At 66.7% G+C, this 13,332-nt stretch carries 14 protein-coding genes; 6 read left to right on the top strand and 8 right to left on the bottom strand.

Going from position 1 to position 13,332, the window contains the following annotated elements; genetic code table 11:
* Window positions 1–6: 6 nt before the first annotated feature.
* Window positions 7–207: a hypothetical protein gene (locus JOF55_RS12270; protein WP_310273680.1), complete on the bottom strand. Its 201-nt coding sequence runs from the start codon at window positions 205–207 to the stop codon at window positions 7–9.
* A gap of 213 nt (window positions 208–420) precedes the next feature.
* On the opposite strand from JOF55_RS12270, the gene JOF55_RS12265 reads away from it, so the two are divergent.
* Complete coding sequence (locus tag JOF55_RS12265; RefSeq protein ID WP_310273678.1) at window positions 421–1,050, top strand: YigZ family protein; 630 nt, start codon at window positions 421–423, stop codon at window positions 1,048–1,050.
* A 157-nt stretch (window positions 1,051–1,207) separates the two neighbouring features.
* On the top strand, window positions 1,208–1,414 hold the full coding sequence (locus JOF55_RS12260; RefSeq protein ID WP_310273676.1) for a hypothetical protein: 207 nt from the start codon (window positions 1,208–1,210) through the stop codon (window positions 1,412–1,414).
* Between the two features lie 33 nt (window positions 1,415–1,447).
* On the opposite strand, the gene JOF55_RS12255 is transcribed toward JOF55_RS12260, so the two are convergent.
* Window positions 1,448–2,755: a hemolysin family protein gene (locus JOF55_RS12255; protein ID WP_310273674.1), complete on the bottom strand. Its 1,308-nt coding sequence runs from the start codon at window positions 2,753–2,755 to the stop codon at window positions 1,448–1,450.
* A 185-nt stretch (window positions 2,756–2,940) separates the two neighbouring features.
* Here JOF55_RS12255 and JOF55_RS12250 point away from each other — a divergent pair, with 185 nt between their 5' ends.
* Window positions 2,941–3,903, top strand: coding sequence for a sporulation protein (locus JOF55_RS12250; protein WP_310273672.1), 963 nt, complete (start codon window positions 2,941–2,943; stop codon window positions 3,901–3,903).
* A gap of 169 nt (window positions 3,904–4,072) precedes the next feature.
* On the opposite strand, the gene paaE is transcribed toward JOF55_RS12250, so the two are convergent.
* From paaE to paaZ, 6 genes are all read right to left on the bottom strand, one after another.
* Complete coding sequence (gene paaE, locus JOF55_RS12245) at window positions 4,073–5,170, bottom strand: 1,2-phenylacetyl-CoA epoxidase subunit PaaE (RefSeq protein ID WP_310273670.1); 1,098 nt, start codon at window positions 5,168–5,170, stop codon at window positions 4,073–4,075.
* A 1-nt stretch (window position 5,171) separates the two neighbouring features.
* The gene (paaD, locus tag JOF55_RS12240) at window positions 5,172–5,708 is read right to left on the bottom strand and encodes a 1,2-phenylacetyl-CoA epoxidase subunit PaaD (RefSeq protein ID WP_310273668.1); all 537 of its coding nucleotides are present in this window, start codon (window positions 5,706–5,708) and stop codon (window positions 5,172–5,174) included.
* Window positions 5,702–6,592 carry a 1,2-phenylacetyl-CoA epoxidase subunit PaaC gene (gene paaC, locus JOF55_RS12235; RefSeq protein WP_310273666.1) on the bottom strand — a complete coding sequence of 297 codons (891 nt, stop codon included), beginning with the start codon at window positions 6,590–6,592 and terminating at the stop codon, window positions 5,702–5,704. The genes paaD and paaC overlap by 7 nt, the downstream gene beginning before the upstream one ends.
* A 7-nt stretch (window positions 6,593–6,599) precedes the next feature.
* Window positions 6,600–6,944 (bottom strand): 1,2-phenylacetyl-CoA epoxidase subunit PaaB, encoded by a 345-nt coding sequence (gene paaB, locus JOF55_RS12230; protein ID WP_374727473.1) that lies wholly within the window; start codon window positions 6,942–6,944, stop codon window positions 6,600–6,602.
* Between the two features lie 8 nt (window positions 6,945–6,952).
* Window positions 6,953–7,894, bottom strand: a complete 942-nt coding sequence (gene paaA, locus JOF55_RS12225; protein WP_374727472.1) for a 1,2-phenylacetyl-CoA epoxidase subunit PaaA — start codon at window positions 7,892–7,894, stop codon at window positions 6,953–6,955.
* 203 nt (window positions 7,895–8,097) lie between these two features.
* A complete protein-coding gene (gene paaZ / locus JOF55_RS12220; RefSeq protein ID WP_310273660.1) occupies window positions 8,098–10,158 on the bottom strand; it encodes a phenylacetic acid degradation bifunctional protein PaaZ in 2,061 nt (686 codons plus the stop codon).
* A gap of 388 nt (window positions 10,159–10,546) precedes the next feature.
* Between paaZ and paaI the strand changes: the two genes are divergently transcribed.
* From paaI to JOF55_RS12205, 3 genes are read left to right on the top strand one after another with little or no spacing between them, the layout of a single operon-like run.
* Window positions 10,547–10,945: a hydroxyphenylacetyl-CoA thioesterase PaaI gene (gene paaI, locus JOF55_RS12215; RefSeq protein ID WP_374727471.1), complete on the top strand. Its 399-nt coding sequence runs from the start codon at window positions 10,547–10,549 to the stop codon at window positions 10,943–10,945.
* Complete coding sequence (paaK, locus tag JOF55_RS12210; RefSeq protein ID WP_310273656.1) at window positions 10,938–12,281, top strand: phenylacetate--CoA ligase PaaK; 1,344 nt, start codon at window positions 10,938–10,940, stop codon at window positions 12,279–12,281. The genes paaI and paaK overlap by 8 nt, the downstream gene beginning before the upstream one ends.
* Before the next feature lie 42 nt (window positions 12,282–12,323).
* Entirely contained in the window at window positions 12,324–12,980 is a 657-nt protein-coding gene (locus tag JOF55_RS12205) for a TetR/AcrR family transcriptional regulator (RefSeq protein ID WP_310273654.1), read from the top strand.
* The last annotated feature ends 352 nt before the right edge of the window (window positions 12,981–13,332 follow it).

The following is a 13,332-nucleotide window of genomic DNA, read 5'->3' as shown; positions in this document are numbered from 1 at the left end:
GGTTCTCTAAGCGGCGAGTTCGAGGAACCGGCCTGCCACCAGGCCGGGCTCCTCGTCACCGTCGAAGCGGACCCACAGTACGGGGCCGTCGAACACGTCCGGTAGACCATTGGCGGTTTCGACCACCGTGCCGGTCTGATCGCGAAACCGACCGAACGATGCGCGCACGCGCGTGCCGGGTTCCAACGGACTCGATGACTGCTCCATAAGGGTGGACGGTACGTGTCGCCTCCACGCGACGGAAAACCGCGTCCGAGTGAAGTTCGCATCGACCCTGTGACCAGCAATAATAAGATCCCTTCCAGGTCGGTACAGGCGAGCGGCCCCACGCAAGCACGAGTGACCGGAGTCACCGCACTCCCGGCTATTACACACTGTGGTCGTAGAGTCGGTGGCGGCTCGGCGACGGAAGGAACGCGCATGCGTACGATCAGCCGCTCCGGCTCCCACGAGCTCGACGTGAAGAAGTCCCGGTTCCTGTGCGCCCTGACTCACGCCACGACCGAGGAAGAAGCCAAGGAGTTCGTGCGACAGCAGCGCAGGCTGCATCACGAAGCGCGGCATCACTGTTCGGCCTATGTTCTCGGCGACGACGGACAGACCCAGAAGTCCAGCGACGACGGCGAGCCCGCGGGCACGGCCGGGATTCCGATGCTGGAAGTGCTGCGGCGCAACAACATCACGAACACCGTGGCGGTGGTCTCGCGCTACTTCGGTGGGGTACTGCTCGGTGCGGGCGGACTGATCCGAGCCTACGGTGGCGCGGTGTCCGAGACGCTCGATCGGGTCGGGCTCGCCGAGCGGCTGTCGGTACGCCTTGTTTCGACCACGGTGAACCACGCGCTCGCGGGCAAGCTGGAAAACGACCTCCGGTCCTCGGGCTATGCGCTCACCGACGTGCAGTATGCCGAACAGGTCCGTTTCGATCTGCACATTCCCGACTCGGACGTGGCCGAGTTCGCGACATGGCTGGCCGAAGCCACCGGCGGCGTCGCCACGATCAGTCTCGGCGAGTCCGTCTACACCGAAGTGCCCGCCGATCGGGCATGACACGAAACAGGCCCTGGCGGCACGAGAAGCGTGCTTGCGTCTGGTCGCACGCGACCGCAACCGTGACAAGATCAACATTGGCGTAGTCGGTCGAATCCGGACAGTGTTACGTATTGTCCGGCCGAAGAACTCGGCCCACTTCACCGAGAGGAGACCCATGAGCGACATCGCGGACAAGGTCGACAAGTCCTATGAAGGCAAGAGCCTGACCGAACTCGCCGATGCCCCGGTCGAGGCGCTGCAGGGTGTCAGCGAAAGCGATGCCAAGCACCTCGAGGAGGCGTTCGGCGTTCGCACCATCCGGGACCTCGGTACGAACAAGTACTTCCTGTGGGCGCAGTCGGTGGCCAACCTCGCCGCCTGACACGTGTGCTGCAGTTTCCCTGAAACTGCAGCACTACTCCTCCCGATTTTCCGCTGTGTTGTCGAGTCGTTCGATGCGCAGCCGGGCGATACGGCGCCCGTCCATCTCCAGCACCGTGAAGCGATGCCCGAGAGCTTCGACCGAGTCCCTTTCAGCGGGGGTGCGTCCGAACCGGCTGAGCACGAAGCCCGCGAGAGTGTCGTAGGGACCTTCGGGCAACGTGATACCGGTCTGCTCCTCGACGTCGCTGAGGTGCAGGAGCCCGTCGGCTTCGACGACACCGTCACCGAAGGTTTTCGGGGGTGTGGCGCTGGGATCGTACTCGTCACGGATCTCCCCGACGACTTCCTCCACGAGATCCTCGACGGTGACGATGCCGTCGGTACCGCCGTATTCGTCGATGACCAGGGCCAAGTGGCCTCCGCCTCGGCGCATCCGGCCCAGCGCGGCGAGCATGGGCTTGCTGCCCGGCAGCGCGGTGACGGGCCGGGCGAGGTCGCCGACCGCGCGCGAGTCCCCACGGTCGCCGTGGGTGGCGGCGAACAGGTCCCGCACGTGCACGAAGCCGACCACGTCATCGGCGGAATCCCGGGCCACAGGGTATCGCGAGTGCGGTTTGTCCGCGACCTCGGTGGCCGCATCGGACAAGGACATCGTGGAGTTCAGGAAGTGCACCTCGGTGCGGGGAATCATGACCTCGCTGAGTACCCGATCGCCTGCCTCGAAAGCATCGGTGACCAACTGGCGTTCCTCGACGGTGAGCTGCTCGTTCGTGCGGACGAGATCGCGGAGCTCCTCCTCGCTGACCGAGCCCTGACCGGTTGTCGGGCTGAGGCCCAGCAGGCGGACCACCGCGTTCGTGGACTTCGACAGCAGCCAGATGAGCGGTCGGAACACGATGGCGATCCTGTCGAGCACTCCGGCGGCGAACAGCGCCACGCTCTCCGGCTTCTGCAGTGCCAACCGTTTCGGCGCCAGTTCACCCAGCACCAGTGACAGGTACGAGACGAACAGTGTGACCAGCACCAGGGCCAGCGTGGCGGCCACTCCGGCAGGAACCCCCCAGCCCGCCAGCAACGGTTCGAGGCGCACGGCCAGAGTGGCACCGCCGTAGCTGGAGGCGAAGAAACCGGCGAAAGTGACACCGATCTGCACGGCGGACAGGAACCGGTTGGAGTCCTCGCGCAGGTGGGCCACCCGGGCGCCTCGGCGGCCCCGCTCGGCGAGCTTGCGCACCTGCCCCTCGCGCAGCGAGACCAGCGCGATCTCCGAGGAAGCGAAGTAACCACCGATCAGCACGAAAAGCAGTACCAGGGCAAGGTTCCACGCGACGCTGTCCACAGGGCTGATTGTCACATTCGAGGTGTGGCCCGTGCGGCTGCGTAAGCCCGCCTTGCGAAGAGATAACGATCACCGGCGGCGGGTCTCACCGAGGAACCGACGTGCTTGCGGTGTCCGTTGACGCGGCGCGGGCTTCGTATCCGAAAACCCGCGGTGCCAGCGCTTGCCGTAGGGAGGAACTCCTGGTGTTCAAGAGAATGTTGCAGGCCGTGGGGATCGGTGGCCCCTCCGTGGACACGATCGTCAGCGATGAAGCGTCCGGTCCGGGCGGGCATCTCACGGGCGAGGTGCGCGTGGGCGGCGCGAGCGGTGCGGCGGACATCCAGAAGATCGTGCTGAGTCTGGCCGCGGAGGTCGAGACCGGTGACGAGGAGAAGCGGGGGATGGAGTTCCAGCAGCTCGTGGTGGCCGAGGACTTCCGGCTGGAGGCCGAGGAGCACCGGACCATTCCGTTCACCATCCCACTGCCGTGGGAGACACCGATCACGACAGTGCACGGCCAGCCGCTGCGGGGAATGCGGCTCGGGGTGAGCACGCAGGTCGCGGTGGCCAAGGCCGTGGACACCAGTGACATGGATCCGATCCGAATCGAGCCGCTGGCCTCGCAGCAGCCGGTGATCGATGCGCTGCTGGCCATGGGATCCCACATCAAAAACGCCGACATCGAGCACGGTCACATCCGCGGTGTGCACCAGGAGTTTCCGTTCTACCAGGAGATCGCGTTCTCTCCGCCGCCGCAGTTCGCGGATCGGGTCGGCGAGATCGAGCTGACCTTCGTGGCGTGGCCGGAGGGGCTCGACGTGGTGCTGGAGGCCGACAAGCGCGGTGGCCTGTTCACCCCGGGTGGTGACGCGATCGGCCGGATCCACCGCAGTCACGAGGAGGCGTTGACCACCGACTGGGGCGCCGAGATCACCCGGTGGCTGGAGGCCGTGGTCGAACACGGCGGAGGCCGCACGGTCCACGGACACCACGGGATGCACGGGCATGAGGAACATTCCGGTCCCGGTATGGGCGGCATGCTCGCCGCCGGTGCCGGTGGACTGGCCGCAGGAGCCGTGGGCGGCATGGTCCTCGGCGAGATGCTCGAAGGCGAAGAGGGCGAGGCGGACGAGGAAGAGCTCGCCGCGGAGATGGAAGAAGAGTAACCATGAGCCGGTGCTGACGAGGAAAATCCCACAGCCACGACCTTGTGGAGCACTCTGCTCCCCTGTGGATGACTGCGCGTGTTTGTGATGCAGTTTCGCGCGAAACCACATTTTCGTGATTTCGCGCGAAACTGCACATAACCCCGTGGGGATTCGGGTTCGCCTGTCCTCAGGCGTCGTAGTCGACGGTGACGTGATCGGAAACCGGCAACGACTGACAGGTGAGTACGAATCCGTCGTCGAGCTCGGACTGCTCCAGCGCGAAGTTGCGCCGCATACGCACCTCGCCCTCGGTCACCCTGGCACGGCAGGTGCCGCACACCCCGCCCTTGCAGGCAAACGGCAGATCCGAACGAGTCTTCTGCGCGGCATCGAGGACCGGAGTGTCGCGCGGTAGCGACAGCGGCGTCGAGCGGCCGTCGAGGGTCACGGTGACCTGGCTGGCGGGACCGTCGAAGCCGGGCTCCTCGTGCCGCACCGGATCGGGCGGCAAGTCATCCACGTAGAACAGTTCACGGTGGACGTTCGTCTCGGCGGCCCCGAGCTCGTCGAGGACCTCCTGCGCGCCGGTGACCATCCCGTACGGCCCGCACAGCCACCACTGTTCGTCGCCGTCGAACGGGACGAGCGTGCCCAGCAGATCACGGAGCTTGTCGGCGTCGAGGCGTCCCGATACCAGCTCGGACTCGCGGGGCTCGCGGGAGAGCACGTGCACCAGCTCCAGCCGCTGCGGGTAGCGGTCCTTCAGGTCGGCCAGCTCGTCGGCGAACATCACGGTGTCGCTGCGCCGGTTGCCGTAGATCACCGTGACCTGCGACTCGGTGTCCTGCAACAGGGACGCCGCGATGGACAGCACGGGAGTGATGCCGGAGCCCGCTGCGATCAGCACGTGCCGGTCGGAGCGCGTGAGGTCGGGGGTGAAGCGCCCCGCCGGAGGCATGGCTTCCAACTCGTCGCCGGGCCGGACACCCTCGGTCAACCATGTGGAGAAGAGCCCCTGCGGTACCAACCGCACACCGATGCGCGGTTTGTCCCCGCGTGTCGCACAGATCGAGTAGGAACGCCGTTCCTCCCCATGGGCCTCGGTGCGGCGCAGCGTCAGCGACTGCCCGGGCCGGAAGTCGAACTCGCCTGCCAGAGCCTCGGGCACGTCGAGTGTGACGGCAACGGCGTCGTCGCACAGCCGCTGAACGTCGGCGACACGCAGTGTATGGAAACCCGCTCGTCCGGCCGACTTCACAGGCGTGTCCACTGTAGACGTAGTCACGTCAGATCTCCTTCATGTGCTCGAAGGGCTCGAAGCACGTGCGACAACGGCGCAGCGCCTTGCACGCGGTCGCGCTGAACTCGGAGAGCTCCTCGGTGTCGGACGAGTCACAACGCGGGCAACGCGCGTGCCTGCGCGGCGGCCCCAACGTCAGCGGAACCGGTCCGCGGCCGGAAACCGGTGCCGTGCCGGGTGGTGCGATGCCGTGCTCGGCGAGTTTGCGCCGACCGGCTTCGCTGATCCAGTCGGTGGTCCACGGCGGATCCAGCACGATGCGCACCTCGACCTCGGTGTATCCGGCGCCGACGAGACGGCGATGCAGGTCGGAGCGCATCTCGGCCAGTGCGGGACAGCCCGAGTAGGTGGGCGTGATGGTCACGATCACCCCACCCGATCCGCTCGCCTCGACCGCACGCAGGACGCCGAGATCGGCCAGGGTGAGCATCGGCAGTTCCGGATCGGTCACCGTCTCGGCGACGGCTCTGGCACCGGCTGCCGGGTCGGCATGGCTCGGTTCGGTATGCACGGCGGTCACCATGTTGCCTCCGGGTGCGCACGGGCCAGGCTCTGCATCTCGGCCAGCAGGTATCCGAGGTGCTCGGTGTGCACCCCATCGCGACCGGCGCGTCCGGCGACGCTGCCCATCGCCGCGACTTCCGGACGCCGCAGTTCGGCGGCTTCGAGGACCTGGTCGAGAACACCGTCGAACTCGTCGCGCAACTCGGCCGGGTCGACACCGACGCCCGCGTGCGCCATGCGGTGCTGCACGTCGTGGCCGGTGAACAGCTCGGCGACCAAGGGCCACACGGCGTCGAGTCCCTGCCGCATACGTTCGGCCGAGTACTCGGTGCCGTCGCCGAGCCGCACGGCCCACCGCGCGGCGTAGTCGCGGTGGTAGGTCAGTTCCTTGACGCCCTTGCCCGCGATCGCCGCCAGCACCGGGTCCCGCGAGCGGGTCAGGCGGGTGAACTCGGCCAACCGCCATACGGAGAACACGAGCAGCCCGGCGATGGTCTGCCCGAAATCCCCGCCGGGCAGCTCGACCAGCCGCACGTTGTGGAACTCGTTCTCGTCCCGGAAGTAAGCCAGGGCGTCCTCACCGCGGTCGGTACCGTCGGCTTGCCCCGCACGCGCCAGCAGCAACCGTGCCTGCCCGAGCAGGTCCAGGGCGATGTTGGCCAGGGCGACCTCGTCTTCGAGTTCGTGCGCGCGGGTGCACCACTCGGTCAGCCGGTGCGAGGCGATCAGCGCGTCGTCGCCGAGCATCAGGCAGTAGGCGGCGAGGTCGTCCCCGTTCACACCACCGGGCACCGTCGTGTCCACCCCGGCCAGCGGATCGTCGAATCCGGTACCGAACGCCCAGCGGGTGTCCGCATCGACGTCCTCGGCGACCAGTGCCTCATAAGCATTGTCGAACGACATGGCCACCTCACATGTGTGGAACGTTGTCGGGGATGGCGTAAAAGGTCGGATGGCGGTACACCTTGTCCGCGCTCGGTTCGAAGAACGGGTCCTTCTCATCCGGGCTGGAGGCGGTGATGTCCTCGGCACGCACCACCCAGATGCTCACGCCTTCGTTACGACGGGTGTAGAGATTGCGCGCGTTGTGCAGGGCCATCTCCTCGTCGGCCGCGTGCAGTGAACCGACGTGCACGTGATTGAGGCCGCGCTTGCCGCGCACGAACACCTCGAACAGCGGCCACGACGAGCGCGGGGTCTCCGAACCGGGCGACTGCTCGCCGCCGGTGGCCTCGGTGGGCCGAGGCTTGTTCATGGGCTCGTTCATGCCGCTGCTCCCGTCTGCCGTTCGGCCTGCTTGGCCGCGTGGGCCGCCGCGGCGTCGCGCACCCACTGCCCGTCCTCGTGTGCGGCCCTGCGCCGTTCGAGGCGTTGGGCGTTGCAGGGGCCACTTCCGGCCAGAACCCGCTTGAACTCCGTCCAGTCCGGCTCGGAGAAGTCGTAGTGCCCACGCTCGTCGTTCCAGGCCAGGCCGGCATCCGGCAGGCTCACGCCGAGTGCGTCGGCCTGTGGCACGGTCATGTCGATGAATTTCTGCCGCAGTTCGTCGTTGGTGTGGCGCTTGATCCCCCACGCCATCGACTGCTGGGTGTTCGGCGAGTCGCCGTCGGGCGGACCGAACATCATCAGCGAGGGCCACCACCACCGATCGGTGGCGTCCTGCACCATCCGCTGCTGCTCATCGGTGCCGCGCATCATCGTCATCAGCAGCTCGTAACCCTGCCGCTGGTGGAACGACTCCTCCTTGCAGATGCGGATCATCGCCCGCGCATACGGGCCGTAGGAGCTCCGGCACAGCGGCACCTGATTGACGATCGCCGCCCCGTCGACCAACCAGCCGATCACTCCGATGTCGGCGAAGTTCAATGTCGGGTAGTTGAAAATCGACGAGTACTTCTGGCGACTGCTGATGAGCTTGCCGGTCAGATCCGCCCGATCGGCACCGAGGGTCTCGGTCGCCGAGTACAGGTACAGGCCGTGCCCGGCTTCGTCCTGCACCTTGGCCAGCAGGATCGCCTTGCGGCGCAGGCTCGGTGCCCGCGTGAGCCAGTTGCCCTCGGGCTGCATCCCGATGATCTCCGAATGCGCGTGCTGGGCGATCTGGCGCACCAGGGTCTTGCGGTAGCCCTCGGGCATCCAGTCCCGCGGCTCGATGCGCTGGTCCCGCTCGATCGTGGCATCGAAGTGCCGCTGCAACTGCTCCACGTCGGGCGTGCCCGCATCGGGGGCCGTTGCTTCGGATGCCGTCGCTTCACTGGTAGTCACGCCGGTCACCTCTCCTCATGGTCGTTTTACGAATACCGACCATTCGGTCAGTATTCATTGTCGTTCGTCCTGCCCGCCCGCGCAACCCCTTGGTGAACGCGTCGCTTTGGCACTCCGACCGCCGGAACGACGCGTTCACCGGTTCACGCATCGGAGGTCGCCTTCTTGGCGACGAGAGTCAGCACGTCGTACTTGGCGACGGAGTCACCGTCCTGGTTGGTGACGTCGGCGTCCCAGCGGACCTCGCCGTGGTCAGCGTCCTGGCGCGGGGTGATCCGCTTGGCGGTCAGCGTCACCGTGATCTCGTCTCCCGGGTAGGTGGGCGTGACGAACCGCAGGTTCTCCAGCCCGTAGTTGGCCAGCACCGGTCCGGGCTCGGGCGAGACGAACAGGCCCGCCGCCAGCGAGACCACCAGGTAACCGTGCGCCACCCGCCCCTCGAAAAAGGGATTGGCCGCCGCCGCTTGCTCGTCGGTGTGGGCGTAGAAGGTGTCGCCGGTGAACTCCGCGAAGTGCTCGACGTCGTCGAGGGTCACCGTGCGCGGGCCGGCCACCACGGTGTCACCGAGGCGCAGATCCTCCAGGTGCTTGCGGAACGGGTGCACGTCGGTGATGGTGCGGCTGCTGCCCGGCATCCACTCGCCCGTGATGGCCGTCAGCGTCTGCGGATCACCCTGCACGGCGGTGCGCTGCATGTGCTGCAGCATGCCGCGCACGCCGCCCAGCTCCTCACCACCGCCGGCACGTCCCGGACCACCGTGTACGAGCTGCGGCAGTGGTGAACCGTGACCGGTGGATTCGCCTGCGTTGTGCCGGTTGAGCACGAGCATCCGGCCGTGCCGCGAAGCACTGCCGAGGACGACTTCACGGGCGAAGTCGGCATCGGCGGTGACCACCGAGCCGACGAGGCTGCCCTGCCCACGCTGGGCCAGCTCGGCGGCGTGCTGCGCCTGCGCGGAACGGCCGTCCCCGTAGGGCATGATCGTGCTCACCGGGCCGAACGCCTCCACCTCGTGCGGCTGCGGCTGCTCCGGGTCATCACAACGCAGCAGGAACGGCGGCACGAAGGCACCGTTGACCGCATCGGCATCGACCACCGACAACCGTTCGCGGGTGTCTCCGTGTACGAGCCGCCCCGCCTCCAGCAACGCCTTCAGACAGCGGCGCACCTCTTCCCGTTGTTCGAGGCTGGCCAGCGCCCCCATCCCGACGTTCGGGTTCGAGGGGTTGCCGACCTTGATCTTCGACAGTCGCTCGGTGGCCGCATCGATCACGTCGTCCATGAGAGGGGCAGGCACGAACGCCCGCCGGATCGCGGTGCACTTCTGCCCGGCCTTGACGGTCATCTCGGTGACCAGTTGCCCCACGAACAGGTCGAACTCCGCGGTGCCCGGCGTGGCGTCCGGCCCCAGAATCGAGCAGTTCAGCGAGTCGGCCTCGGCGTTGAACCGCACCGACCGGGCCACCACGTTCGGATGCGTCCGCAGGCGCTGCGCGGTGGAGGCCGAACCGGTGAACGACAACTGGTCCTGCTCGGTGAGGTGGTCCAGCAGATCACCCGCGCTGCCGCACACGAGCTGCACCGAGCCCTCGGGCAGGATTCCGGACTCGACGATGAGCTCGACGAGCCGATGGGTCAGGTAGGCGGTCTGGCTGGCCGATTTGATCAGGCTCGGCACTCCGGCCAGAAAGGCAGGCGCGAGCTTTTCCAGCGGCCCCCAGACGGGGAAGTTGAACGCATTGATCTGCACCGCCACCCCCCGCAGCGGAGTGGCGATATGTTGCCCGAGGAACGTGCCGCCCTTACCGAGGGGCTCCGGGCCGCCATCGACGTGGACGGTGTCGTTCGGCAACTCCCGGCGTCCCTTGCTGGAGTAGGTGAACAGCACTCCGATACCGCCATCGACGTCGAACTTCGCGTCGCCCTTCGTCGCTCCCGTCCGAGCCGAGAGTTCGTAGAGCTCACCGCGATGCTCACGCAGATACGAGGCCAGCGATTTCAGCAGCGCCGCGCGCTGGTGAAAGGTCAGCTCCCGCAGCGCCGGACCACCCACGCGCCGCCCGTGGTCCAGTACGGCGGCCCAGTCCACACCGGCCGAGGAGACCCGGGTGATCTCCTCGGCGGTCACCGCATCGTGCAGGGGTGTGCCGTCCTCGGTGGGCTCCTGCCACTGCCCGCTGACGTAATTGCGCAGCACGCTCATCGACTCTTCCCTCCTCGGCAGCGGCCGGACCGCCATCCGCATGAATTACTGACCGATCGGTTGGTGTTCGATTGTGCCGCAAGAAGGACTCGGGCACAATCACCGAATCGCACCGTCACCACTACGGAAGTGCGCACGCGAATGACGGGTTGACATCGCCTCTGTGGCGTTCGACACTTCCTCAATCACCGACTGGTCGGTCAGTAACAGCTCGACTTTCATCGGCTCGACCTCCGTCAGCTCGACCTGTTCCGGTCGGTGGTGGACCGATCGAGATGCGGTCGGGAGGAGCCACCGGGTTCCACCGGCCGGGTTCCACCGTCGAATCCAGGAGGTGACAACGCCCGTGAACTCCGGTTCCTCGACCATCGCGAGTTCGACCTCGGCGATGCTCGATGACGATCATGCCTCGAAGGCCCTGGGTATCGAACTACTCGAAGCCTCCGACGGCAATGCACTCGCCTGCATGCGCATCACCGAGCAGATGGTCAACGGCCACTCCATCGCCCACGGGGGCTACGTGTTCCTGCTGGCCGACACCACCTTCGCCTGCGCGTGCAACAGCCACGGTCCCGTCACGGTCGCCTCCGGCGCCGAGATCACGTTCGTCGCGCCGGGCTACGAGGGCGACCTCCTGTATGCCCGCGCCCGGGAACGGACCCGCTTCGGACGCAGCGGCATCTACGACATCACCGTTCACCGCGACGACCCGCAGGGTCCCGTCCTCGCCGAGTTCCGCGGACACAGCCGCAGCATCAACAGTGGAGGGAAAGCGAGCCATGGCTGAGACAACGACGGCGCCGCACAGTTCACCCACACACCCGGGCGTGCCGGAAACCACCGAGTGGGACAGCACGGAACGGCTCGGCAAGGACGCGCTCGCCGACCTGCAACTGGAGCGTCTGCAGGGGACACTCCGGCACGCCTATGACAACGTCCCGTTCTATCGGGAGAAGTTCGACGCGGCGGGGGTGCACCCCGGGGACTGCCACAGCCTGTCGGACCTGCGGAAGTTCCCGTTGACCACCAAGCACGACCTGCGGGATAACTACCCGTTCGGCATGTTCGCCGTCCCGCAGGAACAAGTTCGGCGCATCCACGCCTCCAGCGGTACGACCGGCCTGCCCACCGTCGTGGGCTACACCGAGGGCGACCTCGACGTGTGGGCCGATGTGGTGGCCCGCTCCATCCGTGCCGCCGGTGGCCGTCCCGGCCACAAGGTCCACGTGTCCTATGGCTACGGCTTGTTCACCGGTGGGCTGGGCGCGCACTACGGTGCCGAACGGCTGGGCTGCACCGTCATCCCCGCATCGGGCGGCATGACCGCACGCCAAGTGCAGATCATCCGGGACTTCGAGCCCGAGATCATCATGATCACCCCGTCCTACATGCTCACGCTGATCGACGAGTTCCACAGGCAGGGCATCGACCCTCGTTCGACCTCACTGCGCATCGGGATCTTCGGCGCCGAACCGTGGACCGCCGAAATGCGCACCGAGATCGAGCAGGCCGTCGGCATCGATGCGGTGGACATCTACGGCCTGTCCGAGGTGATGGGACCCGGTATCGCCAGCGAGTGCGTCGAGACCAAGGACGGCCCGCACATCTGGGAGGATCACTTCTACCCGGAGGTCATCGACCCTGTCACCGGCGAGGCCCTGCCGGACGGCGAATCGGGCGAGTTGGTGTTCACCTCGCTGACCAAGGAAGCACTGCCGATCATCCGGTACCGCACCCGCGACCTGACACAACTCCTCCCCGGCACGGCCCGCCCGGGGATGCGTCGGATGCAGAAGGTGACCGGTCGCAGCGACGACATGCTCATCCTGCGGGGCGTCAACGTCTTTCCCACCCAGATCGAGGAGCTGGTGTTGCGTGCCGAGGGGCTCTCGCCGCACTTCCAGCTCGTGGTCTCACGCCACGATCGGATGGACCATCTGACCGTGCGGATCGAGGCGGACGAAGTCACCACCCCCGAGCAACGGGAGTCGGCACCTCACATGCTGGTCAGGGCGATCAAGGAAGCGGTCGGTGTCACGGCGGAGGTCACCATCGTCGACCCCGGCACGCTGGAACGCTCGGTCGGCAAGCTACAGCGGGTCATCGACAACCGCGACGGCTGACCTGCGGGAATCTCCTCGCCTGGCACTGCGAAACTGGAAACCATGACGGACAGCGCGGCCAAGAGCGCCCAGCGGGGAAATTCTCAGCGCGGAAATTCTCAGCGCGGGAACACCCAGCGGGGCAGGCCGGGATACGACCTCGACTCGCTGCTGCACACCGCGGTCAAGGTCTTCCACGAGCGTGGCTATGACGGCACGAGCATGGAGGACCTGGCCAAGCGGCTCGGCATCACCAAGTCGGCGATCTACTATCACGTGCCGAGCAAGCAGGAGCTGCTGCGGCTCAGCGTCGACCGTGCCCTGGACGCCTTGTTCGCGGTCATGGACGAGCCGGAGTCGGTGACGGGTCCGGCCATCGACCGGTTGCACCATGTCGTGTGGCGGAGTGTGGAAGTGCTCGTCGACGAGCTGCCGTTCGTCACCCTGCTGCTGCGGGTGCGTGGCAACAGCAAGGTCGAGCGCCAGGCGCTGGCGCGACGACGCGAGTTCGACCATCACGTCGGCGAACTCGTCGCCGAGGCCGAGCGCGAGGGCAGTCTGCGCTTGGACGTGGACCCGGCACTGACCAGCAGGCTGCTGTTCGGCATGGTCAACTCGCTGATCGAGTGGTATCGGCCGCGCCACGGGCTGAGCAAGAACGAGATCGCCGACGCCGTCACCAAAATCGCCTTCGACGGTCTCCGACGGCCTGCCACGTAACCCTGCGGCATAACGGAGCTTCCGCGTCGCCGTGCACGGCATCGAATGTCCCGGTGACACACGGGAATGCCGGTTTTCCCGCAAAACCCGAAAAGCACCGACGACGAATAGTGGACGGGAACCCCGGGAATGGTGATAATGCTCACCGGAGACCTTGTCGGGATTTCGGCGAGCGGCTTCGGTGCACGTCAGCCCGCTTGCCGCAATGATCATCCGCCATGTCACCGTGACCCGAACGTGACTCTCGAGTCACGCGGAGTCCGTGTTTCGTCACCATGAGTGCCCATGTGCACGAATGTTATCGCAAAGACTCGAGCAGTTCGCCGATTCGTGTTGACGTCACCCTCCGCAT

The organism is Haloactinomyces albus (assembly GCF_031458135.1).
Taxonomy (GTDB): domain Bacteria; phylum Actinomycetota; class Actinomycetes; order Mycobacteriales; family Pseudonocardiaceae; genus Haloactinomyces; species Haloactinomyces albus.
The sequence above is the reverse complement of the archived record's forward strand: the minus strand, read 5'-3'. Positions and strand labels throughout refer to the sequence as shown.

Coding starts and splice junctions, on each gene's coding strand:
- JOF55_RS12270 (WP_310273680.1), bottom strand. CDS start 207: ATGGAGCAGTCATCGAGTCCGTTGGAACCCGGCACGCGCGTGCGCGCA.
- JOF55_RS12265 (WP_310273678.1), top strand. CDS start 421: ATGCGTACGATCAGCCGCTCCGGCTCCCACGAGCTCGACGTGAAGAAG.
- JOF55_RS12260 (WP_310273676.1), top strand. CDS start 1,208: ATGAGCGACATCGCGGACAAGGTCGACAAGTCCTATGAAGGCAAGAGC.
- paaD (WP_310273668.1), bottom strand. CDS start 5,708: ATGGTGACCGCCGTGCATACCGAACCGAGCCATGCCGACCCGGCAGCC.
- paaC (WP_310273666.1), bottom strand. CDS start 6,592: ATGTCGTTCGACAATGCTTATGAGGCACTGGTCGCCGAGGACGTCGAT.
- paaB (WP_374727473.1), bottom strand. CDS start 6,944: ATGAACAAGCCTCGGCCCACCGAGGCCACCGGCGGCGAGCAGTCGCCC.
- paaZ (WP_310273660.1), bottom strand. CDS start 10,158: ATGAGCGTGCTGCGCAATTACGTCAGCGGGCAGTGGCAGGAGCCCACC.
- paaI (WP_374727471.1), top strand. CDS start 10,547: ATGCTCGATGACGATCATGCCTCGAAGGCCCTGGGTATCGAACTACTC.
- paaK (WP_310273656.1), top strand. CDS start 10,938: ATGGCTGAGACAACGACGGCGCCGCACAGTTCACCCACACACCCGGGC.
- JOF55_RS12205 (WP_310273654.1), top strand. CDS start 12,324: ATGACGGACAGCGCGGCCAAGAGCGCCCAGCGGGGAAATTCTCAGCGC.